Origin of the sequence: Micromonospora sp. NPDC050695, from assembly GCF_040654415.1 — a bacterium.
In the GTDB taxonomy this organism is placed as follows: Bacteria; Actinomycetota; Actinomycetes; order Mycobacteriales; family Micromonosporaceae; genus Micromonospora.
Genome location: NZ_JBFAHZ010000028.1, coordinates 11,295 through 34,343, shown reverse-complemented (window position 1 = coordinate 34,343; position 23,049 = coordinate 11,295). Strand labels below are relative to the sequence as shown.

The window sequence follows — 23,049 nt, the reverse complement described above, 5'->3', positions numbered from 1 at the left end:
CGGCATGACCGACGTGATCTGCCGGGAGGCGGTTCGGGCCGACCTGCCCGCCGTCATCGCCCTTCTCGCCGACGACGTCCTGGGCAAGGCCCGCGATTTCACCGAGGTGGACGAGGCGTACGAGCGGGCGTTCGCCGACATCAGCGCGGACCCACGTAACCAGCTGATCGTCGCCGAGCAGGGCGGCGACGTCGTCGGATGCCTCCAGATCACCTACATTCCGGGGCTCGGCCGGCACGGCGCCGAGCGGTCCCTGATCGAGTCGGTGCGGGTCCGCGCGGACCGGCGTGGCGCGGGTCTGGGCCGGGAGTTGATGACCTGGGCCATCGACCGGGCCCGCGAGAGTGGCTGTGCCCTGGTGCAGCTCACCACGGACAAGCGCCGCGCGGACGCGCACCGCTTCTATCTGGGTCTCGGCTTCGTGGCCAGCCACGAGGGCATGAAGCTCGCGCTCTGACCCGGGCCCGGCACTGACGTCAGGGCTCCACCCACCGCGGCGCGGACGCTTTGGAGTTGATGCCGTAAACGAATCGGGGGCGGTGATTCGGCTACGGCATCAACTCCAAAGGGAGCGCGGACCACCACCTCGCCCGCCACCGGACACGCACGGAGGCGACACGCACGGAGGCGACACGCGCGGCGCGGCCCCCCGTCAGCCGTCGACCAGGCGCCCGTCGCGCAGGACGAGCACCCGGTCGGCGAGGTCGATCAGGGCCGGGTCGTGCGTGGCCACCAGAGCCGTCATGCCGCGGGCGTGCACCACCGCGCGCAGCAGATCCATGATCGACCGACCGGTCTCCGAGTCGAGCTGACCGGTGGGCTCGTCGGCGATGAGCAGGTCCGGTTCGTTGGCGAGCGCGCGGGCCACCGCCACCCGCTGCTGCTGCCCGCCGGACAGCTCGTACGGGCGCTGGGCCGCGTGCCCGCCCAGGCCGACCAACTCCAGCAGCACGGCCACGCGCTGCTCCCGCTCCGCGGCCGGCACCTGCGCCAGCCGCAACGGCACACCCACGTTCTCGGCGGCGGAGAGAATCGGCACCAGCCCGAAGGTCTGGAACACGAATCCGACGGTGCCCCGGCGCAGCCGCAGCAGCTCCGCCTCACCGGCCGAGGTCACCTCGTGCCCGGCCACCACCACCTGACCGCTGTCCGGCCGGTCGAGCCCGCCGACCATGTTCAGCAGGGTGGTCTTGCCGGCACCGGAACGGCCCCGCACGGCGACAAGTTCACCACGGTTGGCGCTGAACGAGACATCCCGCACCGCGTGCACCGCGTGCGCGCCCCGGCCGAAGCTCCGGCTGACGGCGCTGACCCGCACCACCTCGTCCGTGGTCGGCACCGACCCACCGTTGATTCCGGTCGCTCCGGTCACCACCATGTCCCGACGGCTCACGCTCTTGCCTCCTGCTCGTCCGCGGCCCGGTAACCGGGCCGTACCTGCACATGGTCGGGCTCCAGATCGAGCCGGACCCGCTCCTTCAGCGACAGCGCGTCAACGAACGCGGCCGGCAGCTGCATCCGCCCGTTGCGGTCCAGCACGGCGTACTCCTCGCTGACCAGTTCGGTGTTGCCGTCCGCACCGACCCGCGCGGTCCGTCGTACCTCGGAGGCGGTCCGCCCGTCGCGGATCGCGACGGTCCGGCGGACCTGCGTGGCCACGGCGTGGTCGTGGGTGACGACGACGATCGTCACGCCCAGCTCGGCGTTGATGGTGCGCAGCGCCGCGAAGACGGCCGCGCCGGTCGCCTCGTCCAGTTCGCCGGTCGGCTCATCGGCGAAGAGCACCTCCGGATCGTTGGCAACCGCCACGGCCACCGCGCACCGCTGCTGCTCGCCGCCGCTGAGCTGCCCCGGCCGCCGGTCCGCGCAGTAGCCCACGCCGACCATGTCGAGCAGTTCCCGGGCCCGCTCGCGACGGGCCTTGCGGCCAAGCCTGCCCGCGAGCTGCATCGGCAGCTCGACGTTCTCCAGCGCGGTGAGGTACGGCAGCAGGTTGCGGCCGGTCTGCTGCCAGACGAACCCGACCAGCTGCCGCCGGTAGCTCAACCGCCGCTTCCCGGACAGCGAGAGCAGGTCGTAGTCGGCTACCCGGGCGATGCCGGCGGTCGGCGTGTCCAGGCCGGACAGGATGTTGAGCAGGGTCGACTTGCCCGAGCCGGAGGCGCCGACGATCGCCACCAGTTCCCCCCGGTCGATGACCAGGTCGAGCCCCTGCAGGGCGACGACCTCCACCCCCTCGGTCTTGAAGATGCGCACTAGGCCGTCGCAGACGATGTGTCCGCGCAACCGGTCCTGCCCGCCGGCCCGCTCGGCGGCGCGTTGCGCGGCCCGCTGTTGCAGCGCGGCCAGATCGGGCACCAGTTCACTCTGGGCGGTCGCGGTCATCTCAGTTCTCCTCTCCGAGCCGGAGCACCTCACCGAGGCGCAACCGGCGGTTGTTCAGGGCCTCAACGACAATCGCGAAGCCGAGGGCGATCGCCCCGAGCGCGACCACCGCGGCGACCAGGCCGGGCTCGAACGCCACCCGAACCGGTGTGCCGCCGGTGAACGCGGACAGGCCGAGCACCGGGTTGAGCAGCAACGGAAGAACCGCACCGACCACCGCGCCGGTCAGCACCGACACCGCGACCAGCGGGGTCAACTCGACCAGCAGCAGCCCCCGCCACTGGCGGCGGGACAGGCCGAGGGTGCGCAGCCGGGACAGCACCTGACCCCGGGCTCGCGCGCCGGCCAGAACGGTGAACGCGATGGCCAGCAGTCCGAACGCGATGCCGCCAGCCGCACCGCCCAGGAAACCGAACCCGAGGATGCCGTTCGCGCCGCCCTCGCCCAGCCCACGCCGAACACCCGCCCGGGTTTCCACCAACGTCCCGATCGGCCGATCCGGCCCCTTCACCGCACCGCTGTGTTGGAACCGGCGCTGCCCCTCATCACCGACCTTGCGCAACGCCTTTGGATCCAGCCCGTCCCCGGCCACCAGCAGACCCGTCGGCACCGGCGTGGTGTTCCGCTGCGGCAGCGCCTGCCAGGGCAGGATCACGAACCGACCGTCGTTCGCCGGCAACATCGGGAAATTGTCCACCGTGCCGGCCACCCGAAACTCGTACCGTTCGCCCTGCACCAAGACGAAAGCCGAACGGCCCACCCCCACCCGGGCCAGGTCGGCAGCGACCGCCGGGGAAACAATCGCCGGCAACGGCCCCGGACCGGCCTGAGCCGAACCCAACACAGCCGGCACCGGTAGGTTCGCCTGCGACTCCTCGGTCACCGCAGCCAACCCCGGACCGTCAACCAGCAGCACCGCCGCCTGCCCAGCCCGCAGATCAGTGCCGAACTCGTCAGCGGCCAACTGCTGTTCCGACTCGGCCAACACCGCAGTGACCGCCCGAACGCCAGGCAGACCACCCACCGCATCCACCGTGTCCGGCGCGAAGCGCTCCTTCTCCGGCGCGAACGGCCCACCCCGGATCACCGCATCCGCCGGAACCGCGACCTCGGCAGCCCGGTCCCGACTCGCACCAACCCCACCAGCGACGACCGCACAGAACACCGCCGTCCCGATCGCCAGGACCACCACGACCAGCGGTGCGGCGACCGCCGACCGGCCAGCCCGCGCAGTCCCGAGGAAAGCGACACTGCCCCGCATCCGCGCCGCCAACCGACTCACCACCAGCAACGGCCATGGATACACCCGCAACGCCAACACCGCCGCGGCGACCGCGAACAACACCGGCACCGACACCAACAACGGATCCACTTTCCCGAGGATGAGACCCCGCCGACGCAACAACACCACACCGAGAACAGCCAACAGCACCAGCGACACCTCGACCGTGAGCCGACGCGCCGACGGCCGCATCCGCGCCAGGTCGCGGCGCGCCGCACCGTCGACCGGCACAGCCAACGTCGCCACCGGCAACGCCAACGTCACCACCACCGTCACCACGACGCCGTACGAAGCAACCGGATCCGGGGCACCGGGAAACAGGGTGCCAAGCCACCAACCGAACACCGCAGCAGCCGGCACCACCAGCAGTGACTCGGCCAAGGTGCGGGTGGCGCCAGCGGTGGCCGCACCACCCCGAGCGCGCAACAACGCGAACTCCGAACGACGCCGCCGCACCGCGAGCATCGCCGCCATCCCGATCAACCCGGCCAAGGTCGCCAACACGCCCGACCCGATCACGGCCAACAACGTCCGCGCCGCATTGACCTGAGCGGCGAACGCCCGCAACGCACCATCCACGCCCGTCGTCAGCGTCAGGCCCGCCGGGACACCACGCTGCGCTTCGTCGAGGCCCCCGATCACCTGATCGAGATAGCGCACATCGATCTGGTCAACGCCCAGCCGATACCGCCAGCCAAACTGGACCGGCCAGCCCGCCGCGACCAGCTTGTCCAGGGCTGCCGGGCCGGTCACGCCGATGGCGACGAATGGACTCCTGGTGTCCGGATCGGTGACCTGTAACAGCTGCGGTAGGCCGTCCCACATTCCGTCCGTAGGGTCGTGGGGACGGAACAAGCCGACCACGACCAGGTCGAACGACGTACCAGCAGGGTACCGGGGCCGGCGAGGGGCATCGGACCATCGCAGCCGCAGCACACTGCCCCGGCGCAGATTCAGTTTCCGGGCCACATCGACGTCGAGGGCCACCTCGGTCGGCCGGCCGGGGATGTACGTCTCGTTAGGCCATCCGCCCTCGATGAGGGCGGCGGCGTCCCGCACGCCGGGCACCACACGGAAACCAAGGTCGACCTTCAGGTAGCGAGCCGCCAGATCGGGACCGGTCACCCGGCCCGGCGAGGTTTCCGCGCTGTACCACCGCTCGTCGACCAGCCCTCGCAGCTGGGCGGGCAGCTGCGACTCGAGCACGGGCAACCGAGCCTGATTCGTCGATGCCACGGAGGTCGCAGGCAGATTCATGAACCCGGTCGTGTAGCTCATGTCCCGCCGGGCGGCCAACTCGCTGGCGAGTTGCCCCCGCAGGCCCTGCTCGGTGAACCGATTGACCAGCCGGGGCACCCCGCTGATCAGCAGCATCACCACCAGGGTCAGCACCGCCAGGAGCAGAAACTGCCCGCCATATGCCCGAACCCGCCGGACGGCGGTCGCGGTCATCTCAGCTCTCCTCTCCGAGCCGGAGCACCTCACCGAGGCGCAACCGGCGGTTGTTCACAGCCTCGACGGCAATCGCGAAGCCAAGGGCGATCGCCCCGAGCGCGACCACCGCGACAACCAGGCCGGGTTCGAACTCCACCCGGACCGGCACTCCGCCCGTGAACGCGGTCAGACCGAGCACCGGATTGAGCACCAGCGGCAACACCGCGCCGACCAGCGCCCCGGTCAGCACCGACACCCCGACCAGCGGAGTCAGCTCAACCACCAGCAACCCCCGCCACTGCCGACGGGACAACCCAAGAGTGCGCAACCGGGACAGCACCTGACCCCGAGCCCGCGCACCAGCCAACACAGTGAACGCGATGGCCAGCAGACCAAGGACCGTGCCGCCGGCCGCACCGCCCACGAACCCGAACACGAGGACACCGTTCGCGCCGCCGTCGGCGAGCTGGTGCCGTACGCCCGCTCGGGTGTCGACGGTGACCCCGAGTGGCCGTGCCTGACCGGTGACCGCCCCCTGCTGCTGGAAGCGCAGCTGACCCTGGTCACCGGCCTGCCGCAGCGCCTCCGCGTCGAGCTGGTCGCCGGCGACGAGCAGGCTGGTCGGCGCCGGTTGGGTGGCCCGCGGCGGCAGCGCCTGCCAGGGCAGGATGACGAACCGGTCGGTATCCGCCGGCAGCAGCGGGAAACCGTCCTGCGCGCCGGCCACCCGGAACTCGTACCGCTGCCCCTGCACCGCGACGAACGCCGAGTCCCGCAGGCCCGCCCTCGCCAGGTCGGCGGCGACGGCCGATGACACGATCGCGGGCAGCGCGCCGGGTTGGGCGCGGGCGGTGCGCACGGCGTCCGGCACCGTCACATCCACGCCGGACGCGCCGGTCACCCGGACCAGACCGGGACCATCGACCAGCAGCACGGTGGTCTGGCCGATCTGCGCGTCGGTGCCGACCTCGTCGGCCGCCAGCCGCTGATCCGGCTCGATCAGCACCGGCGTGGCGGCCTGGACGCCGGGTAGACCGTTCAGCGCGTCGACCGTGTCCGGGGCGAAGCGTTCCCCTCGGATCAGCGCGTCGGCGGGGACGACCTGTTCGGCGGCCCGACCTCGGCTCGCGTCGACGCCGGCGGCGACGACCGCGCTGAACGCCGCCGTCCCGATCGCCAACACCACCACCACCAACGGCGCCGCGACCGCCGAACGACCAGCCCGCGCCATACCGAGAAAGGCAACACTGCCGCGGGTCCGCACGGCGAGCCGACTGACGAGCAACAACGGCCAGGGGTACGCGCGCAGCGCGAGTACCGCCGCGGCCACCGCGAGCAGCACCGGCACCGAGACGAGCAGCGGGTCGACCTCGCCGAGGGCGAGTCCGCGCTGGCGCAGCAGCACGGCGCCGAGCCCGGCCAGCAGCAGCAGGAAGACCTCGACGGTCAGCCGGCGTGTCGACGGACGTACCCGGATCAGGTCGCGACGGGCCGCGCCGACGCTCTGTACCGCCAGCGTCGCCAGCGGCAGCGCGAGGGTGACCAGCACGGTCGCCGCGGCGGCGTACGGCGCGGTGGGGTCGGGCGCACCGGGGAACAGGGTGCCCAGCCACCAGCCCAGCGCCGCCGCGACCGGCACCACCAGCAGTGATTCGGCGAGGCTGCGGCGCGCGCCGGCGGTGGCCGCGCCGCCACGGGCCCGGATCAGCGCGAACTCCGAGCGGCGTCGGCGAGTGAACAGGGTCGCCGCGAGGACGATCAGCCCGGCCAGGGTGGCCAGGACGCCTGCCCCGACCACCGCGAGCAGGGTTCGTGCGGAGTTCACCTGGGCGGCGAACGCGCGCAGTGGGATGTCGACGGCCTGGGTCAGCGTGAGACCGGGCGGAACGTGGCGCTGCAACTGCTGCAGGCTCTCGATCGTCTGGTCGAGCTGGCGCGCGTCGATCCGGTCCACGCCGAGCCGGTAGCGCCACTGCATACGTACCGGCCAACCTTCGGCGGCCCGCTTGTCGACGATCACCGGGGCGACCACGCCAACGGCGGTGTAGGGCTCGCCGTCGCCCTCCGGTTCGATGATCTGGAGGATCTGCGGCAGCCCGCCCCAGGCGCCGCTCGCGCGGTCAAGGGGCCGGAACAACCCGACCACCACCATGGGTGCCGGATCGACGAGGACGCCGCCGGCAGCGGGCTCACCGATGCTCAGCTGGCTCCCGACGTGCAGGTTCAGCCTGCGCGCCACGTCCGCGTCGAGAGCCAGCTCGATGGGTCGGCCGACGACAAAGGTCTCGTTCGGCCAGGCGCCCTCGACGAGGGTGCTCTCCTGCTGAATGCCGGGCATGGCGCGCAGACCGAGGTCGACAAGCAGGCTGCGGACCTTCAGGTCGGGGCCGACCAGCCGGGTGGGCGTGGTGTCCACGGTGAACCACCGTCCGGTGGCGGCGGAGCGGACCCGCGGTGGCATCTCCTCGATCAGGCTGTCGAACTGTTCCCGCGCGCCGGGCATGACCGGCCCAGCAGCGGTGTCTACCTCCCCGGTGGAGTAGTTGAGATCCCGGCGGAAGGGCGGCTCGCCGTTGAGCTGCACCCGCAAACCCTCTTCGGCAAACCGGTTGACCAGTCGGGGCACCCCACTGACCAGCAGCGTGACCACCAGGGTCAACACCGCCAGGAGCAGAAACTGCCCGCCGTACGCCCGGACCCGCCGGACGGCCGCGCCGACGCTCATCTCAGCTCTCCTCTCCGAGCCGGAGCACCTCACCGAGGCGCAACCGGCGGCTGTTCAACGCCTCGACGGCGACCGCGAAGCCAAGAGCAACCGCCCCCAGCGCGACCACCGCGACAACCAAGCCAGGCTCGAACTCCACCCGGACCGGCACGCCACCGGTGAACGCGGTCAGACCGAGCACCGGATTGAGCACCAGCGGCAACACCGCGCCGACCAGTGCTCCGGTCAGCACCGACACCCCGACCAGCGGGGTCAGCTCAACCACCAGCAACCCCCGCCACTGCCGACGAGACAGCCCAAGAGTGCGCAACCGGGACAGCACCTGACCCCGAGCCCGCGCACCAGCCAACACACTGAACGCGATGGCCAACAGACCGAGCACCACCCCACCCGCAGCACCACCCACGAAACCGAACACCAGGACACCGTTCGCGCCGCCGTCGGCGAACTGGTGCCGGACACCCACCCGGGTATCGACGGTCACCCCGAGCGGCCGACCCGGCCCCGTCACCGCACCGCTGCGTTGGAACCGGCTCTGCCCTTCGTTCCCGACCCTGCGCAACACCTCCACATCGAGCCGGTCCCCGGCCACCAGCAGACCCGTCGGCACCGGCGTCGTAATCCGCTTCGGCAACGCCTGCCACGGCAAGATGACGAACCGGTCGGGCGGATCGACCTCGCCGAGGGTGAGACCCCGCCGACGCAACAACACCACACCGAGAAGGGCCAACAGCAGCAACGACACCTCGACAGTCAGCCGACGCGCCGACGGAGGCACCCGCACCAGGTCACGACGGGCCGCGCCGCCCACCGGCACACCCAACGCCGCCAACGGCAACGCCAACGTCACCAACACCGTCACCACAACGCCATACCAGGCAACCGGATCCGGGGCGCCAGGAACCAGCGTGCCCAGCCACCAACCCAACGCCGCAGCAACCGGCACCACCAGCGACGACTCAGCCAGACTGCGGCGTGCGCCGGCGGCGAACGTCCCACCACGAGCCCGGATCAGCGCGAACTCCGAGCGACGTCGCCGCACCGCCAGCATCGCCGCCAACACGATCAACCCGGCCAACGTCGCCAACACGCCCGACGCGATCACGGCCAGCAATGTGCGCGCCGCATCAACCTGAGCGGCGAACGCCCGCAACGCGCCGTCCACACCCACCGTCAACGTCAACCCCGACGGAACAGCACGCTGCGCATCATCCAGGCCCTCAACCAGATGACCGAGATAACGCACATCGATCTGATCAGCAGTCAACCGGTACCGCCAACCGAACCGGACCGGCCAACCCTTGCGGACCAGGTTGTCCAGAGCCGCCGGGCCGGTCACGCCGAGGGCGATGAACGGGTACCCCTCGCCTTCCGGATCGGTGACCTCAAGCAGTTGCGGTAGACCGTCCCACATCCCGTCCGTACGGTCGTTGGCACGAAAGAGGCCGACCACCACCAGATCGGACGCCTTACCAGCAGGTTGCAGAGGGCGCATCACAGGGTCGTCGCTTCGTTGCAGCCGCACCGCGCTGCCCCGGCGCAGCTTCAGCTTGCGGGCCACATCGACGTCGAGCGCCACCTCGGTCGGTCGGCCGGGGACGTAGGTCTCGTTGGGCCATTCACCTTCGACGATGGTGGCGGCATCCCGCACGCCGGGCACGGCGCGAAAACCAAGATCGACCTTAAGGTAGTGAGCCGCCAGATCGGGGCCGGTCACCCGGCCGGGCTGGATTTCCGCGCTGTACCACCGCTCGTCGACCAGCTCCCGCACCTGCGCGGGCAACTGGGCCTCCAGCACGGGCAGCCGAGCCTGACTCGACGACGCGATCGTACCCGCTGGCAGGTTCATCAGGCTGCTCGTGTAGCTCACGTCCCGGCGGGCGGGCAGTTCGCTGCTGAGCTGTGTCCGCAGGCCCTGGTCGGTGAGCCGGTTGACCAGCCGGGGCACCCCACTGATCAACAACACCATCACCAGAGTCAGCGCCGCCAACAGCAGAAACTGCCCCCCGTACGCCCGGACCCGCCGGACAGCGGCACCGACGATCACCGATCTCCACCGATTCGGAGTTGCACCGCCGCCACCCGCTGACGGATGCCGGTGGCGATGAACGCGCTGAAGGCGAGCGCCGCCAGCAGCAGGCCGACCGCGGTCAGGCCGATGGGCGCCCAGGGCAGCGAGAATGCCGGCGGTGGGATCGGTCGGTCGGCGGCCGGGGTGAGGATGACCAGTGGGGCCATGGTGGCCCCGACCACGGCGCCGAGCAGCAGTCCGACGCCAACACCGATGCCGGCCAGGAAGGTCTGCTCGGCCAGCAGCGCCCGGGCCAGCAGCCGGGGGGTCGCGCCGAGGGTAGTCAACACGGCGAACTCACTCAGCCGACGCCGGGCGGTGGCCCACACGTCGACCATGAGGCCGACCAGGGCGAGCAGCACCGTGCCGAGCGCGGCGGCGAGCATCCCGGTGCGGGAACCCCGCCAGTACGGGTCGACGGCGGCGGCCTCGATCTCGGCCCGCCGGTCGAGGACGGTGACGCCGGCCAGTTGCTCGACGGCGCGGGTGGCGGCCGACGGGTCGTCGGCACCGACCCACCACTCGGGTGTGTTCCGGACGATTCCACCACTGCGAATCAGCGCATCGACGGCCGTGGGCAGGTCGAGGAGTACACCCTGGCCCGAAGTCGTCGGCACGGAGTCCAGCTCACCGATCAGCCGGGCCGGCACGGACGCGCCGGCGAGGACCAGGGTGAAGGTGTCGCCGGTGTGCAGGCTCATCGCGTCGGGCACACCGGGCGTCATCAGGACCGGAACGGGCGTGATCGCTCCGGCGGGCACGATGGCGAACCGGGTGGGCGGATGGAAGGCGGTCCGCCCACCGGGAATCATGTCCACGGGGTAGTCGGCGACGACGCCCTGCGCGCTGGACCGCGCCCGGGCGGGCGGGCTACCGCCGGCCATGGCGCCCCAGGCCCCGGTCAGCGCGGCGGGCTGTTTGACGCCGTCCGCGCCGACCAGCGTCAGCCCGTCCACCTGAAGCCGGTACGAGGTCCCGGCGTCCGCTCCGCCGGCGGCCTCGAAGCCGGCGAGCCGCAGTCGCGCACCCCCCACGTCCGGTAGCTGCACGGTGAACGGCGCGGGTCGTCCGTCGCTGGTGGCGTTGACCGCCGGCAGCCGGAAGGCCGTCCCGTCGCTGCTGGTGACCAGCAGTGTCACGCCGACGTTCAGCAGGCGAGGGGCCCAGTCCACGGGGGTGCGCGCCGTACCGGTGATCGCCCGGGTGCCGGCGGGCAGTTCGACGCCGGTAGGAGCACCCCGCGCTGCGGTCATGCGCTGGTACTGCGTCGCCGGCGGATCGTCGCTCAGCCGGTCGGCGAGCCGGACGACGCCCTCCGCACCAGCCGAGTCGAAGCCGATCACGGTGACGGGCAGATCTCCGCGACCGACCCGCACCTCGTCGCGCCACACCGGCAGCGCCCGGCGTACGCCCGGCAGCGCGGCGAGTTCACCGGCCCGGTTCACCGGGGCGGCGCCGCCGCGCTCGGTCACCCGCAGGTCGGCGCCGACCGTGTGGCCGGCCTGCTCGACCTGGGACCGTTGCCCGGTGCTGACCAGGGACCAGGCGAGCGTGCTGCCGCCGACGGCGAGGGCGAGCAGCAGCACGGGTCCGGCGTGGGGACGCCGACCGGCCTGCCACATGCCCAGCATGGTGGCCGTCCACGGCCGCCGGTCGACGAACCGTTCGGCGAACCGGGTGAGCGGTGGGAGCACCCGCAGTGCCAGCACGGCCCCGGCGAGCACGCCGAGGGTGGGTGCGGCGACCAGCAGGGGGTCTAGGCCGAGCCGGCCGTTCGAGCCGGCGAGCGGTGAGGCGTACCGGCGCAGCTGCACCCAGGCGAGCATGGCGAGGGCGACGAGCACCAGATCGACGCTCGCGCGCTGGATGCTCGCCGACCGGTTCGGCCGGGATCGGGCGGCCATGTCGGCGACGTACGTGCCGGAACCCCGCAGCGTCGGCGCGACCATGGCCACCAGGCAGCCCGCCGCCGTCGCCGCGGCCGCCGCCCAGATCAGGGTGGTGTTACCGCCGGCGGTGGAGAGTTCCGCAGCGCCCCCGGGCCGGACGAATCGCAGCGCCTCGCCGGCGATCACCGGTCCGAGCAGCGCGGCCGGGGCCACCACCAGGGTCGCCTCCCGGGCGGCGAGGCCGGCCAGTTGGCGGCGGGCTGCGCCGCGGGCGCGCAGCAGCGCGGTCTGCGGGCGACGGTCCTCGTGCAGGAGGGCGGCGACCAGCACCAGCGCGTAGCCGCCAAGCACAAGGATGAGCAGCAGCGGAGTGGCCAGCGCGGAGCGACCCACCAAATCGGCCCGGGCGATCCGGTCCAGCAGCCGGTCGATCTTCGTCGCGACCTGCCCCGAGCTGCCCAGTTCGGCGGCCTCGGGCACCGCGACCGCGGCCGCGCTCACGGCGGCCCGTACGGCGGGCAGGTCAGCGGTGTCGACGCCGCCGAGGTCCGGTTCGGCCAGCCAGGACGCCGTCACCGAGCCCGGGAAGAGGGTCGCGAAGTCGGTCGGGTCGAGCGCGAACGGCCCGTAGGAGGTGGCCGATCCCGCGCTGCCCGTCCCCACCCCGGGGGCCAGCAGCCAGTACGCCTCGGCCGGGTCGCGGGGTCGCCAGGTGCCGGCGAGCACCACCTCGCTGGCCTTCTCGGCGGAGCGGTCCCGCAGCGGAATCCGGTCGCCGACGGTCAGGCCGAGTGTCGTGGCGACCCGCTCCGGCAGGCTCACCTGGGCCGGCGTCGCGCCGGGGCGGGGCCACGCGCCGCCGGTCAGCTCGGCGTGTGCGGTCAGGTCGTCGAGGGTGGCCAGGTTGGCGAAGATCGGCTCGCCGCCCTTGCGCGGCACCGAGCCGAGATCGCCGGTCAGTTCCCGGCCGGTGCCGTACCGCGCGGCGTAGACGGCGACCGGGACGCCGGCGAGCCCGTCGGCGAGCTGTGCTCGCGCCGCGCCGTCGCGCGTGGCGAACTCGGCGGCGTCGCGACCACCGGACCCGGTGATCAACAGGCCGCGTTCCTCGACCGGTGACGCCGCGACCAACGCGCGCTGCCCGGCGTCCACCGCACGGCGGTTGTAGTCCGACAGACCGGTGACCAACGCTACGGCGACCAGGGCGGCGAGCACCGCGGCAACCAGCAGACCCCGCGCCTCGCGGGCCCGCCTCCACACCAGCTTCATCCGACGCCTCCCCTGGCCCTGGCGGGCCGACGACCTTCAAGACAGGTCACCTACGGGAAAAGGTTCGTGCCCGTTACATGATCGTTATTGCCAGGACAGTCGAGGGGGTCACGTACCGCGTCGGGCGGCCCGTACGGCGAAGGCGATCGCGCTCACGACGAGCAGTGCGCCGATGAGCTGGAGGCCCGGCGAGTCGTCGACTCCTCCGTACACGACGGCGGCGACGCCGAGGACGACGGCCGCGATGGCGACGACGTGCCTCATGGGGTCTCCTCCTCGATCCATTCGAGCAGGTCCCCGGGCTGGCATTCGAGCACCCGGCACATCGCTTCGAGGGTGCTGAAACGGACGGCCTTGGCACGGCCGTTCTTCAGCACCGCCACGTTTGCCGGGGTGAGCCCGACGCGCTCCGCGAACTCGCCGACGCTCATCTTGCGTTTGGCCAGCTCGACATCGATCCGGACGACGATGGGCATCAGATCACCGCTTCCAGGTCGGTCCGCAGCGTGGTGGCCTGCCGCAGCAGGGCGCGCATGACCACCATGAGGAGCCCCAGCACGGTGACGCCCACCGTCAGCAGGAACAGCAGGAGCGGCAGCCCGGGATCATCCGCATTGAACCCCACGTAGAGGAAGACGCCCACCAGCACCAGCCACGCGGCGGCGATGGCCCAGACGATGGCGTCCACCCACTTCAGCGACGCCTCGGTGAAGATGCGGTCGTTCTTGACCAGGCTGAGCAGCTGCCACGTCGCGACGATCACCACCTGAACGCAGAGCACCCAGAAGACCGTCACGATCGTCGCCGGCCACCGGAGGTACGCGTCCTGTGGCGACTCCTGCGCCATGTGCGCGAACTGCCCCGGCAGCGAGAGGGTCTGAAAAGGACAAGGATCCCGAACAGCACCACGAGAAATGCTCGGAGAGCGGACACCGCTCGACGTTCAACAAACATGCATTGATTTTCGCTCGTTAAGGGCCGACGGAGGAGTGGATGGCCTGCACGCGCCTGGGCGATCCGCCCCTCCGATGCGCCCGCGGTGGCTGTATCTCGTCTGTGCGGCCGCCTGGCCGTGCCCGCCGGCCCGACTGCTGCTGACCAGGCAGTACCGGCGGGATCGGGTGGGGTTGTCGGTCGACCTGGCGAGCCAGTTGTTCGAGGCGACGGCAGACCTGCTGAAGCTGAACCCGGACGGGGTACCCGACCCTCGGGAGCTGTTCGACAGGTTCGTGGCGTGGACGGCCCGGCCGCCCTCGGGAGAACGGAGCTAGGGGGTGCGCTTGGCGCGGCTGGGCTGCACGCGCTTGGGCTCGCCCGGCATCTTCGGGTGGTCGGGCGGGTACGGCAGGTCGCCCTGGCCGGCGGCGGCGTCGCGGTCGGCCCACTCCAGCAGAGGGGTGATGTCCCACGGGGCGTCGTCGATGCCGGCGTGCGGATCGCCCCGCTCGGCCAGTCGGGTCGGGACGGTGCGCAGGTCGAAGTCGTCGGGGTCGACGTCGGGCAGTTCGACCCAGGTGACCGGGGTGGAGACGGTGGCCCGCGCGTTGGCGCGCAGCGAGTACGCGCAGGCGATCGTCCGGTCCCGGGCCATCTGGTTGTAGTCGACGAAGACCCGGCTGCCGCGCTCCTCCTTCCACCAGGCGGTGGTCACCAGGTCGGGGTCGCGGCGTTCCACCTCCCGGGCGAGCGCGATGGTGGCCCGGCGCACCTCGGTGAACGTCCAGCGGGGCTGGATGCGCAGGTAGACGTGCACGCCGCGACCGCCGGAGGTCTTCGGCCAGCCGGGCACGCCCAGCTCGTCGAGGACCGCTCGGACCTGACCGGCGGCGCGCGCCGCGTCGGCGAAGTCGGTGCCGGGCTGCGGGTCGAGGTCGATGCGCAGCTCGTCGGGGCGGTCCACGTCGGCGGCGCGCACCGGCCACGGGTGGAACACGATGGTGCCCATCTGCGCCGCCCAGGCCACGTGCGCGAGGTCGACCGGGCAGAGTTCCGCCGCGCCGCGACCACTCGGGAAGGTGATCTGGGCGGTCGTCACCCAGGGCGGCACGCCCCGGGTGGGCACCCGTTTCTGGAAGAACGCCTCACCCTCGACGCCCTCGGGGAAACGTTGCAGCGTGGTGGGCCGGTCCCGCAGGGCGCGCATGATCCCGTCGCCGACCGCGAGGTAGTAGTGGAAGACGTCCGCCTTGGTGAAGCCCCGCTGCGGGAAGATCACCCGGTCCGGACTGCTCAGCCGCACGCTGTGCCCGGCCACCTCGACCTCGGTGACCGCCGCCTTGGTCCCAGCCATCTCGCGACCATATGCCACAGCCCCGACGTTCGACGTACCGTTGACGGGTGAGTCTTGACGACAACGAGCTGCCCCGCACCGAGGACGAGTGGCGGGTCCGGTTGACCCCCGAGGAGTTCCACGTCCTGCGGGAGGCCGGCACCGAACGTCCGTGGACCGGCGAGTACGTGGACACCAAGACCCAAGGGGTCTACCACTGCCGCGCCTGCGGGTTGGAACTCTTCTCCAGCGACACGAAGTTCGACTCGCACTGCGGGTGGCCGAGCTTCGACGACGCCATCCCGGGGCGGGTCAAGGAAATCGAGGACCGCAGCCTCGGCATGGCGCGTACGGAGATCCGCTGCGCCCGCTGCGACAGCCACCTCGGGCACGTGTTCCACGGCGAGGGCTTCACTCCGAAGGACACCCGGCACTGCGTCAACTCGATCTCGGTCCGGCTGGAACCCCGCTGACCTGAGCGGTCCGGGAGCGGTCCGACAGCGGCCCGGGAGCGGTCGACGCGCTCAGGGCGTACCCCTGAGCATCTCGACCTCGGCGGTCCGGGACCGCTCGATGCGCCGGGCAAGGTCGCGGACCTGGTCGCTGCGGCCGACGTCGACCTGGGCGCGGGCCAGGTCGGCGGCGGCCCGCTGGTGGTCGGCGAGCACCTCGCGCAGCACCCGGTCGACGTCCGCGTCCGGTGCGGCCCGCAGCCGGTCGAGCGCGGCGTCGTCGCCGTGCCCGTCGTGGTGGTGGGCGGTCACGCTGGCGCCCGGCCCTTCGGTGGGCAGCCAGCCCCGCATGGCGGTCAGCTCGTCGGCCTCGGTCGCCTCGATGGCGGCGGCGAGGGTGCGGAGCGCGTCGTCGCGCAGCCGGTCGCGGGCCAGTCGGACGATCTGCAGGGTGCGTTCGCTGTGCCCGACCATGGTGCCCAGGAACACCACGTCGATGCCGCTCATCACCTCACCGGCGGCCGGTCCGGCCAGCGCCGACCCGGCCGGGGGCGCTGGCGCGGGCCGCGGCCCGGCCGGGGTGGGTGGCCCGGCGCAGGCGCCGGTGAGCAGCAGGGCGGCGAGCAGGGACACCAGAGGGGTACACCGCATGCCGGGTGCTCCGATCTCGCGAGGTGGCGGCACGGGTGCGGCCGTCGACCGCCCCCGCGCGGTCAGACCTGAAGCCAGAGCGCCGGTACGTTCGGCGGCTCCCAGCCGGGGATGGCGGTGTGCGCCTGCCGGCAGCGGTACGTCAGTCCGCCGTAGGTGACCTGGTCGCCGACCTGGTACGCCCGGCCCGTCGTCCAACTGCCACCCGGCGCGGGCGGGGTCGTCGGCGTGGCGGTCGGGGTGGGTCGTGGGGTGGGCGAGGTGGTCGGGGTGGGGGTGGGGGTCGGCCCGCCTCCGCCGCCGATCTGCACGTCGATGCAGGAGTAGAAGGCGTTCGCGGTGTCGGAGATGTTCCACACCGCGAGGATCTTCTGCCGCCCGGAGAAGCCGCCCAGGTTGACCGTGTGCGAGACGGTCGCGCCCGGCTGTTGGCCGTTGCCGTTGACCACGCCGACGCGGGTGTTGCCGATCCAGTACTCCCAGTTGCTGGTGGCGTGCCGGGCGGTGTTGACCCAGGTGAAGGTCAGCGAGGAGCCGACGGAGGTGGCCGGCCAGCCGCGGCTGTCGTCGTCGAGGACGGCGAACTGGGCGATGCCGGCGTTGCAGCTGCGCAGACCCTTGGGGCCTTCGACGCTCTGCGGCTCGTACTTGATCTGTCCGCAGTCGGGCACCCGGCCCTGCGCGCAGAGCGCCTGCCGGCTCGGCGGGGCGGAGACGTAGCCGTGCGCCTGCGCGGGGGCGGAGACGGTGAGAGTGGCGGCGACGGCGCCCGCCGCCACCAGCGGGACGGTGATTGTTCGACGCATCGGGCAGCTCCTTTGCAGGTGCGGTGAGGTGCCCTCAACGTAATTTAAACTTTGTTAACAGTAAAGAGCCTGGTCGATAAATACATCGATGGTGACGAGTTTTTCGTCAGAGTCGCAGCAGGCTGCCGCGATCGTCGACCTCGTCGGCCGACTCGTCGTCCAGCCAGACGCCGCCGCTGGCGAGGTACCGGAAGCGGTACCCCCCCGGCGGGAGCTTCACCGTCACCGTCCGGGTGCCGTCGCGGCGGGCCACCAGCTCGTGCCGGCCGGGCTCCCACTCGTTGAAGCAGCCCACCACGCTCACCGGCCCGGGTGGGGTGTCCCCGGGCAGGCAGAAGGTGACCCGGGTCTGACTGCCGAAGAGTCTGTTGCGCTTGATCACGGTGATCCTCCGGGGGTTGCGGCGGTTCATCCGGCATAACGGACGACACGCCAACGCCGACACGCCGCCGAACGCCCGTGCGGCGACATTCCGCCACGAGCAAGACCAAACTGCGGGATTCTGTACCTACATGTCCTGATACGGGGGATTTACCGTGGCAACCTGCGAGGTCTGCGGCAACGACTACTGGATGGCGTTCGAGGTGCACACCGTCAGCGGCGACGTGCACACCTTCGACTCGTTCGAGTGCGCGATCCACCGGATGGCACCGATCTGCGAGCACTGCCAGATCAAGATCGTCGGGCACGGCGTCGAGGTCAACGGCCGCTTCTTCTGCTGCGGGCACTGCGCCCGCTCGGTCGAGGGCGCCGAGGGCGCCGAAATCCGCGACGCCGTCGGCGCGCGTCCCGCCTGAGCGCAGCCCTACGGTACGGTCGTGGCCATGCGGCCGTACCTGGGCGTCCTGCCCCCGCCGCGCTCCTGAGCGGAGCGCCGCGCCTCCCGCCGACCGGGTGACCGACCCGGCCCGGCCAGTTCGCCGTACGCGCTCCGTCGACGTCGTCCCCGTCAACGGCTCACCCTTCGGAGCGCATCCGTGTCCACCTCCCGAACCGCGCCGCCGGCCGCCCCGGCCCCGGCCGTCAGCCAGGCCCGCACCGGCCTGATCCAGATCACCGTCACCGGAGTGCTGTGGGGCACCACCGGCGTCGCGGTGCAACTGCTGCGCGAGAGCACCGGGCTCAGCCCGGTGAGCATCGGCTTCCACCGCCTGGCGATCGCCGCGCTCGTCCTGCTGGCGTGCACCGCGGGCCGGCTCGGCACCATCGTGGCCGCCCTGCGCGCGGCACCCGTACCGCTGCTGCTCACCGGCGTCGGGCTCGGCCTCTACCAGGCGCTCTACTTCGCCGCCGTGGCGCTCGCCGGAGTCAGCGTGGCGACCGTCGTCAGCCTGGGCCTGGCGCCGGTGCTCGCCGCGACCTGGGAGTCGCTGCGCGCCCGCCGGATCCCCGGTCCGCTGCGCCTCGGCACCCTGGTCACCGCCGTGACCGGCCTCGCCCTGATCACCGGGGCGACGGCGGACCCCACCGCCACGGCGCCCGCGCCGCTGCTCGGCCTGCTCGCGGCCGCCGGGTCGGGTCTGGGGTACGCGGTGACGACCCTGATCAGCCGCCAGGTGTCGCAGCGCACCGCGCCGATGACACTGACCACCATCTCCACCGTGGTCGGCGCGCTGACCCTGGCGCCGTTGGCCCTGACCGCCGGCGTCGCCGTCCCGGTCCGCCCCGACACCGTGGCGCTGCTGCTGCACCTCGGCGTGGTCACCACCGCGGTGGCGTATGCGCTGTTCTACGCCGGCCTGCGCACCACGCCGGGCAGCGTCGCCGCCGTCCTGACCCTGCTCGAACCGCTCACCGCCGCGGCGCTGGCGGTGGCGCTGCTGCACGAGCCGCTGCCCCCGCCGGTCGTCGTCGGCGGCGCGCTGCTGCTCACCGCCGTGGCCGCCACCTACCTCGCACCTGCTCGCGCGACCGACCACCCGGTCCGGCAGAGCACGGACGCCGGGTGAACCCGCCCGGCCTACCATCGGTGCATGCCCCAACAGACCACCGAGATCCGTACGGCCTCCTTCGCCGACCTGAACGCCCGCACCTTCCACGACCTGCTCAAGCTGCGCATCGACGTGTTCGTGGTGGAGCAGAACTGCCCGTACCCGGAACTCGACGGGCGTGACGTCGAGCCGGGCACCCGGCACCTCTGGCTGACCGACGGCGGCGCGCCGCTGGCGTACCTGCGGATTCTCGCCGACCCGGACGGCGCCCGGATCGGTCGGGTGGTGGTGGCCCCGACCGCGCGCGGCGGCGGGCACGCCGGCCGGCTCATGACGGCCGCGCTGGAGGTGGTGGGCAACCGGCCCTGCGTGCTGGAGGCCCAGTCGCACCTGGTCCCGTTCTACCGCCGGCACGGCTTCGCCGTCAGCGGCCCGGACTACGTCGAGGACGGCATCCCGCACACCCCGATGAGTCGCCCCGCGCCGACGACGTCAGCCATTGACGTCTGACGATCTGCCTGGCATCGTGCCGGGTAGAGCCATCGCGGGAGCCAGCGAGTAGGCACGGGAGCGGGCATCTCCCGGCAGTCCGGGCGTCGTCGTCCGACCTCATCCCCCCGGGGGCTCCATGTCCACTCTCGCCCGATCACCACGCGTGCTCCGGCCGCTCGCCGTCGCGGCGGCCGCCACGCTCCTGCTGACCACCGCGCTGACCGTCGCGCTGGTCCAGCCCGCCTCGGCGCACGGCTCGGTCGTCGACCCGGCCTCGCGCAACTACAGCTGCTGGCAACGCTGGGGCAGCGACTTCCAGAATCCGCGGATGGCCACCGAGGACCCGATGTGCTGGCAGGCCTGGCAGGCCGACCCGGCCGCCATGTGGAACTGGAACGGCCTGTTCCGCGAGGGAGTGGCCGGCAACCACCAGGGCGCCGTCCCCAACGGCCAGCTGTGCAGCGGCGGGCGCACCCAGAGCCCCCGCTACAACGCGCTGGACACCATCGGCGCGTGGAAGACCACCTCGGTGTCGAACAACTTCCGGCTCCGCTTCTTCGACCAGGCCAGTCACGGCGCCGACTACATCCGGGTGTACGTGACCAAGCAGGGCTTCAACGCCCTCACCGAGCCGCTCGGCTGGGACGACCTGGAGCTGGCCGGCCAGATCGGCAACACCCCGGCCTCGCAGTGGAACCCGGACACCGGTGGCGTCTCCATCCAGATCCCGGTCAGCGCGCCCGGACGCACCGGACGGCACATCGTCTACACCGTCTGGCAGGCCAGCCACCTGGACCAGTCGTACTACCTGTGCAGTGACGTCGAGTTCGGCGGGACGAGCACCCCGCCGCCCACCACGCCGCCGCCGACGACCCCGCCGCCCACCACGCCCCCGCCCACCACGCCGCCGCCCACGACTCCCCCGCCGGCCGGGGCCTGCACGGCGACGTACCAGATCACCGGCCAGTGGGCCGGTGGCTTCCAGGCGGAGGTGAAGGTCACCGCGGGCGGCTCGCCCACCCGGGGCTGGTCGGTGAGCTGGAACTACGCCAACGGCCAGCAGGTCGGCTCGGCGTGGAACGCCACCGTCACCAGCAACGGCACACTGGTCACCGCGCGCAACGTCAACTACAACGGCGCGCTCGCCGCCGGAGCCAGCACCACCTTCGGTCTGCTCGGCTCGTGGAACGGCAGCAACCCCGCTCCGCTGGTCTCCTGCACCACGACCAGTTGATCCCCGTCCGGCGCCGCACCCGGGCGGGGGTGCGGCGCCGGCCGGCGGGGCTCAGACCAGGCAGTTGACGATCTCGGCCACCGAGCGGCGGCGGCCCGTGTAGAACGGGACCTCCTCGCGGACGTGCCGGCGGGCGCCCGAGGCGCGCAGGTCCCGCATCAGGTCGACGATCCGGTGCAGCTCGTCGGCCTCGAAGGCGAGCATCCACTCGTAGTCGCCCAACGCGAACGAGGCGACCGTGTTCGCCCGCACGTCCGGGTAGCCGCGGGCCATCTTCCCGTGCTCGGCCAGCATCTCGCGCCGCTCGGCGTCGGGCAGCAGGTACCACTCGTAGGAGCGGACGAACGGGTACACGCACAGGTAGGGGCGAGCCTCCTCACCAGCGAGGAACGCCGGGATGTGGCTCTTGTTGAACTCCGCCGGCCGGTGCAGCGCCATCTGCGACCACACCGGGGTCAGGGCCCGGCCCAGCGTCGTACGCCGGAACCGCAGGTACGCGTCCTGCAGCGCGTCGCTGGAGGCGGAGTGCCACCAGATCATCACGTCCGCGTCGGCGCGCAGCCCGGAGACGTCGTACACGCCGCGGACCACCACATCCTTGCCGGCCAACTCGTCGAAGAGGGCCACCACCTCACCGGTGACGTTGTCCCGCAGCGAGGGCAGCGGAGCGCTGGCCCGGAACACCGACCACATCGTGTAGCGGATGCTGTCGTTCAGCTCCCGCAGGCGGGCCGCGTTGGTCTGCTCGGTCATCTCGCCGATCCTCCCAGTGCTGTGATGATCTCGTCGGCCGCCGTCTCGCCGGAGCGGACGCAGACCGGGATGCCGACGCCGTCGTAGCCGGCGCCGGCGAGGACCAGGGTGGGGTGCGCCGCCCGCAACGCCGTCCGCGCGGCGGCGACCCGGTCGGCGTGCCCCGGCGCGTACTGCGGCAGCGCACCACCCCACCGTTGCACGTGCCCGTCGACCGGAGCGGGCAGCGGGGTGCCGAGCACCGCCGACAGCTCCCGGTGCACGGTCGCCGCGAGGTCCGCGTCCGGGCGCTGGAGCTGCGCCTCCTCGCGGTAACGGCCCACCGAGGCGCGCACCAGCGCCAGCCCGTCGGCCCGGCGCAGGTGCCCCCACTTGGTGGTGAAGAACGTCGCCGCCTTGATCAGCAGGCCCTCGGTGCTCGGCACCAGGAAGCCGGACAGCTCGGGCAGTCGCGGCTGCGGCAACGCCAGGGTGACCAGCGCGACGCTCGCGTAGTCCAGCTCACCGACGCCCGCCGCCACCGCCGGCGCTGGGCCGGCGAGCAGCCGGGCCGCCGGTCGGGCCGGCACCGCCAGCACCACGGCGTCCACGTCGACGAACTCCGGGTCACGGGTCGGGCCGACGGTCAGCCGCCACCCCGTGCCGGTCGGCGTGAGTTCGCGGACGGCGGCATCGGATCGCACCGTCGCCCCGCTGGCCGTCACCGCCGCCTCGACCAGCGTGCTCAACCCACCGGCCAGGGTGCCGAAGACCGGGGTGCCGGGAGCGCGCGGAGCGGCGGCCTGCGCCGCCCGGACCGCGCCGACGAGGGTGTGCTCCACCCGGGCCGCACGGGCCAGCGCCGGCATCGTCGTGACCAGCGACAGATCGTCGGCGCGGCCCGCGTACACACCGCCCAGCATCGGGTCGACCAGCCGGTCGACCACCTCGTCGCCGAAGCGGGCCCGCACCAGCGCGCCCACCGAGACGTCCGCGTCCGGCCCGACCAGCGGCCGGCCACCGTCGGTGTCGGCGTCCGCGGCCGGGCGGGCGACCGTGGCCACCCGGTCCAGATCCCCGGGTACGCCCACCAGCGTGCCGCCCGGGATGGGGCGCAGCCCCCCGTCGACGACCAGCGCGGCCTGCCCCACCGTGGGGTGCACGATCCGCTCGGCCAACCCGAGCCGGCGGGCCAACACCACCGCCGCGCTCTCGGCACCGGTCGGGTCGCGCATCAGGAACGACTCGGCGCCGAACTCCACCGGCTCACCGGCCACCTCACCGGTGCGCAGCTTGCCGCCCAGCGCGCCGGACTGCTCGTACACCGTGATCTCGGTGCCCGCCGGCGCGCGGTCGCGCAGGCGGACCGCGGCGGCCAGCCCGGCGATCCCGCCGCCGACCACCGCCACCCGCCAGGGCTGCCGCAT

22 protein-coding genes are annotated in these 23,049 nt (G+C 72.4%); 7 read left to right on the top strand and 15 right to left on the bottom strand.

The window, feature by feature from the left end; all coding sequences use genetic code 11:
• Positions 1–4: 4 nt before the first annotated feature.
• Positions 5–457, top strand: coding sequence for a GNAT family N-acetyltransferase (locus AB0H52_RS20760; protein ID WP_151490323.1), 453 nt, complete (start codon positions 5–7; stop codon positions 455–457).
• A gap of 195 nt (positions 458–652) precedes the next feature.
• Here the strand turns inward: AB0H52_RS20760 and AB0H52_RS20755 are convergent, their stop codons facing one another.
• The 9 genes from AB0H52_RS20755 to AB0H52_RS20715 form a co-directional block, all read right to left on the bottom strand.
• Complete coding sequence (locus AB0H52_RS20755; protein WP_151490333.1) at positions 653–1,378, bottom strand: ABC transporter ATP-binding protein; 726 nt, start codon at positions 1,376–1,378, stop codon at positions 653–655.
• Positions 1,379–1,389: 11 nt separating this feature from the next.
• Positions 1,390–2,385 (bottom strand): ABC transporter ATP-binding protein, encoded by a 996-nt coding sequence (locus AB0H52_RS20750; RefSeq protein ID WP_151490322.1) that lies wholly within the window; start codon positions 2,383–2,385, stop codon positions 1,390–1,392.
• A 1-nt stretch (position 2,386) separates the two neighbouring features.
• Positions 2,387–5,119: an FtsX-like permease family protein gene (locus tag AB0H52_RS20745; protein WP_357949331.1), complete on the bottom strand. Its 2,733-nt coding sequence runs from the start codon at positions 5,117–5,119 to the stop codon at positions 2,387–2,389.
• Between the two features lies 1 nt (position 5,120).
• The gene (locus tag AB0H52_RS20740) at positions 5,121–7,826 is read right to left on the bottom strand and encodes an FtsX-like permease family protein (RefSeq protein WP_151490320.1); all 2,706 of its coding nucleotides are present in this window, start codon (positions 7,824–7,826) and stop codon (positions 5,121–5,123) included.
• A gap of 1 nt (position 7,827) precedes the next feature.
• Positions 7,828–9,873 (bottom strand): FtsX-like permease family protein, encoded by a 2,046-nt coding sequence (locus AB0H52_RS20735; RefSeq protein WP_357949328.1) that lies wholly within the window; start codon positions 9,871–9,873, stop codon positions 7,828–7,830.
• Complete coding sequence (locus tag AB0H52_RS20730; protein ID WP_357949325.1) at positions 9,870–13,055, bottom strand: FtsX-like permease family protein; 3,186 nt, start codon at positions 13,053–13,055, stop codon at positions 9,870–9,872. Before AB0H52_RS20730 ends, AB0H52_RS20735 begins: the two co-directional genes overlap by 4 nt.
• Before the next feature lie 108 nt (positions 13,056–13,163).
• A complete protein-coding gene (locus AB0H52_RS20725) occupies positions 13,164–13,319 on the bottom strand; it encodes a hypothetical protein (RefSeq protein WP_192580289.1) in 156 nt (51 codons plus the stop codon).
• On the bottom strand, positions 13,316–13,531 hold the full coding sequence (locus AB0H52_RS20720; RefSeq protein WP_151490317.1) for a helix-turn-helix transcriptional regulator: 216 nt from the start codon (positions 13,529–13,531) through the stop codon (positions 13,316–13,318). The genes AB0H52_RS20725 and AB0H52_RS20720 overlap by 4 nt, the downstream gene beginning before the upstream one ends.
• Positions 13,531–13,902: a DUF2975 domain-containing protein gene (locus AB0H52_RS20715; protein WP_357949322.1), complete on the bottom strand. Its 372-nt coding sequence runs from the start codon at positions 13,900–13,902 to the stop codon at positions 13,531–13,533. Before AB0H52_RS20715 ends, AB0H52_RS20720 begins: the two co-directional genes overlap by 1 nt.
• A 181-nt stretch (positions 13,903–14,083) precedes the next feature.
• On the opposite strand from AB0H52_RS20715, the gene AB0H52_RS20710 reads away from it, so the two are divergent.
• Positions 14,084–14,326, top strand: coding sequence for a hypothetical protein (locus AB0H52_RS20710; protein WP_151490316.1), 243 nt, complete (start codon positions 14,084–14,086; stop codon positions 14,324–14,326).
• Here the strand turns inward: AB0H52_RS20710 and ligD are convergent.
• Complete coding sequence (gene ligD / locus AB0H52_RS20705) at positions 14,323–15,345, bottom strand: non-homologous end-joining DNA ligase (RefSeq protein WP_151490315.1); 1,023 nt, start codon at positions 15,343–15,345, stop codon at positions 14,323–14,325. The two genes, AB0H52_RS20710 and ligD, sit on opposite strands and share 4 nt — an antisense overlap.
• A gap of 47 nt (positions 15,346–15,392) precedes the next feature.
• Between ligD and msrB the strand changes: the two genes are divergently transcribed.
• Positions 15,393–15,797: a peptide-methionine (R)-S-oxide reductase MsrB gene (gene msrB, locus AB0H52_RS20700; RefSeq protein WP_088990835.1), complete on the top strand. Its 405-nt coding sequence runs from the start codon at positions 15,393–15,395 to the stop codon at positions 15,795–15,797.
• A gap of 51 nt (positions 15,798–15,848) precedes the next feature.
• Here the strand turns inward: msrB and AB0H52_RS20695 are convergent, their stop codons facing one another.
• From AB0H52_RS20695 to AB0H52_RS20685, 3 genes are all read right to left on the bottom strand, one after another.
• Positions 15,849–16,427 carry a DUF305 domain-containing protein gene (locus AB0H52_RS20695; RefSeq protein WP_151490314.1) on the bottom strand — a complete coding sequence of 193 codons (579 nt, stop codon included), beginning with the start codon at positions 16,425–16,427 and terminating at the stop codon, positions 15,849–15,851.
• A 62-nt stretch (positions 16,428–16,489) separates the two neighbouring features.
• Entirely contained in the window at positions 16,490–17,233 is a 744-nt protein-coding gene (locus AB0H52_RS20690) for a lytic polysaccharide monooxygenase (protein ID WP_357949318.1), read from the bottom strand.
• 106 nt (positions 17,234–17,339) lie between these two features.
• Complete coding sequence (locus tag AB0H52_RS20685; RefSeq protein WP_357949316.1) at positions 17,340–17,615, bottom strand: isoamylase early set domain-containing protein; 276 nt, start codon at positions 17,613–17,615, stop codon at positions 17,340–17,342.
• Between the two features lie 154 nt (positions 17,616–17,769).
• On the opposite strand from AB0H52_RS20685, the gene AB0H52_RS20680 reads away from it, so the two are divergent.
• The 4 genes from AB0H52_RS20680 to AB0H52_RS20665 all read left to right on the top strand — a co-directional run bounded on the left by AB0H52_RS20680 (position 17,770) and on the right by AB0H52_RS20665 (position 20,890).
• The gene (locus AB0H52_RS20680; protein WP_151492304.1) at positions 17,770–18,030 is read left to right on the top strand and encodes a Prokaryotic metallothionein; all 261 of its coding nucleotides are present in this window, start codon (positions 17,770–17,772) and stop codon (positions 18,028–18,030) included.
• Positions 18,031–18,210: 180 nt separating this feature from the next.
• On the top strand, positions 18,211–19,182 hold the full coding sequence (locus tag AB0H52_RS20675; RefSeq protein WP_151492305.1) for a DMT family transporter: 972 nt from the start codon (positions 18,211–18,213) through the stop codon (positions 19,180–19,182).
• Between the two features lie 24 nt (positions 19,183–19,206).
• Entirely contained in the window at positions 19,207–19,674 is a 468-nt protein-coding gene (locus AB0H52_RS20670) for a GNAT family N-acetyltransferase (protein WP_151492306.1), read from the top strand.
• A gap of 118 nt (positions 19,675–19,792) precedes the next feature.
• Positions 19,793–20,890, top strand: coding sequence for a lytic polysaccharide monooxygenase (locus AB0H52_RS20665; RefSeq protein WP_357949311.1), 1,098 nt, complete (start codon positions 19,793–19,795; stop codon positions 20,888–20,890).
• A gap of 51 nt (positions 20,891–20,941) precedes the next feature.
• On the opposite strand, the gene hemQ is transcribed toward AB0H52_RS20665, so the two are convergent.
• A complete protein-coding gene (gene hemQ, locus AB0H52_RS20660) occupies positions 20,942–21,643 on the bottom strand; it encodes a hydrogen peroxide-dependent heme synthase (protein ID WP_151493180.1) in 702 nt (233 codons plus the stop codon).
• The gene (gene hemG / locus AB0H52_RS20655) at positions 21,640–23,049 is read right to left on the bottom strand and encodes a protoporphyrinogen oxidase (protein ID WP_151493179.1); all 1,410 of its coding nucleotides are present in this window, start codon (positions 23,047–23,049) and stop codon (positions 21,640–21,642) included. Before hemG ends, hemQ begins: the two co-directional genes overlap by 4 nt.

Excerpts from the sequence above, each read along its gene's own strand:
- AB0H52_RS20760 (WP_151490323.1), top strand. The coding sequence starts at position 5 with ATGACCGACGTGATCTGCCGGGAGGCGGTTCGGGCCGACCTGCCCGCC.
- AB0H52_RS20755 (WP_151490333.1), bottom strand. The coding sequence starts at position 1,378 with ATGGTGGTGACCGGAGCGACCGGAATCAACGGTGGGTCGGTGCCGACC.
- AB0H52_RS20750 (WP_151490322.1), bottom strand. The coding sequence starts at position 2,385 with ATGACCGCGACCGCCCAGAGTGAACTGGTGCCCGATCTGGCCGCGCTG.
- AB0H52_RS20745 (WP_357949331.1), bottom strand. The coding sequence starts at position 5,119 with ATGACCGCGACCGCCGTCCGGCGGGTTCGGGCATATGGCGGGCAGTTT.
- AB0H52_RS20740 (WP_151490320.1), bottom strand. The coding sequence starts at position 7,826 with ATGAGCGTCGGCGCGGCCGTCCGGCGGGTCCGGGCGTACGGCGGGCAG.
- AB0H52_RS20730 (WP_357949325.1), bottom strand. The coding sequence starts at position 13,055 with ATGAAGCTGGTGTGGAGGCGGGCCCGCGAGGCGCGGGGTCTGCTGGTT.
- AB0H52_RS20725 (WP_192580289.1), bottom strand. The coding sequence starts at position 13,319 with ATGAGGCACGTCGTCGCCATCGCGGCCGTCGTCCTCGGCGTCGCCGCC.
- AB0H52_RS20720 (WP_151490317.1), bottom strand. The coding sequence starts at position 13,531 with ATGCCCATCGTCGTCCGGATCGATGTCGAGCTGGCCAAACGCAAGATG.
- AB0H52_RS20715 (WP_357949322.1), bottom strand. The coding sequence starts at position 13,902 with ATGGCGCAGGAGTCGCCACAGGACGCGTACCTCCGGTGGCCGGCGACG.
- AB0H52_RS20710 (WP_151490316.1), top strand. The coding sequence starts at position 14,084 with ATGCGCCCGCGGTGGCTGTATCTCGTCTGTGCGGCCGCCTGGCCGTGC.
- ligD (WP_151490315.1), bottom strand. The coding sequence starts at position 15,345 with ATGGCTGGGACCAAGGCGGCGGTCACCGAGGTCGAGGTGGCCGGGCAC.
- AB0H52_RS20695 (WP_151490314.1), bottom strand. The coding sequence starts at position 16,427 with ATGCGGTGTACCCCTCTGGTGTCCCTGCTCGCCGCCCTGCTGCTCACC.
- AB0H52_RS20690 (WP_357949318.1), bottom strand. The coding sequence starts at position 17,233 with ATGCGTCGAACAATCACCGTCCCGCTGGTGGCGGCGGGCGCCGTCGCC.
- AB0H52_RS20670 (WP_151492306.1), top strand. The coding sequence starts at position 19,207 with ATGCCCCAACAGACCACCGAGATCCGTACGGCCTCCTTCGCCGACCTG.
- AB0H52_RS20665 (WP_357949311.1), top strand. The coding sequence starts at position 19,793 with ATGTCCACTCTCGCCCGATCACCACGCGTGCTCCGGCCGCTCGCCGTC.
- hemQ (WP_151493180.1), bottom strand. The coding sequence starts at position 21,643 with ATGACCGAGCAGACCAACGCGGCCCGCCTGCGGGAGCTGAACGACAGC.
- hemG (WP_151493179.1), bottom strand. The coding sequence starts at position 23,049 with ATGCGGCAGCCCTGGCGGGTGGCGGTGGTCGGCGGCGGGATCGCCGGG.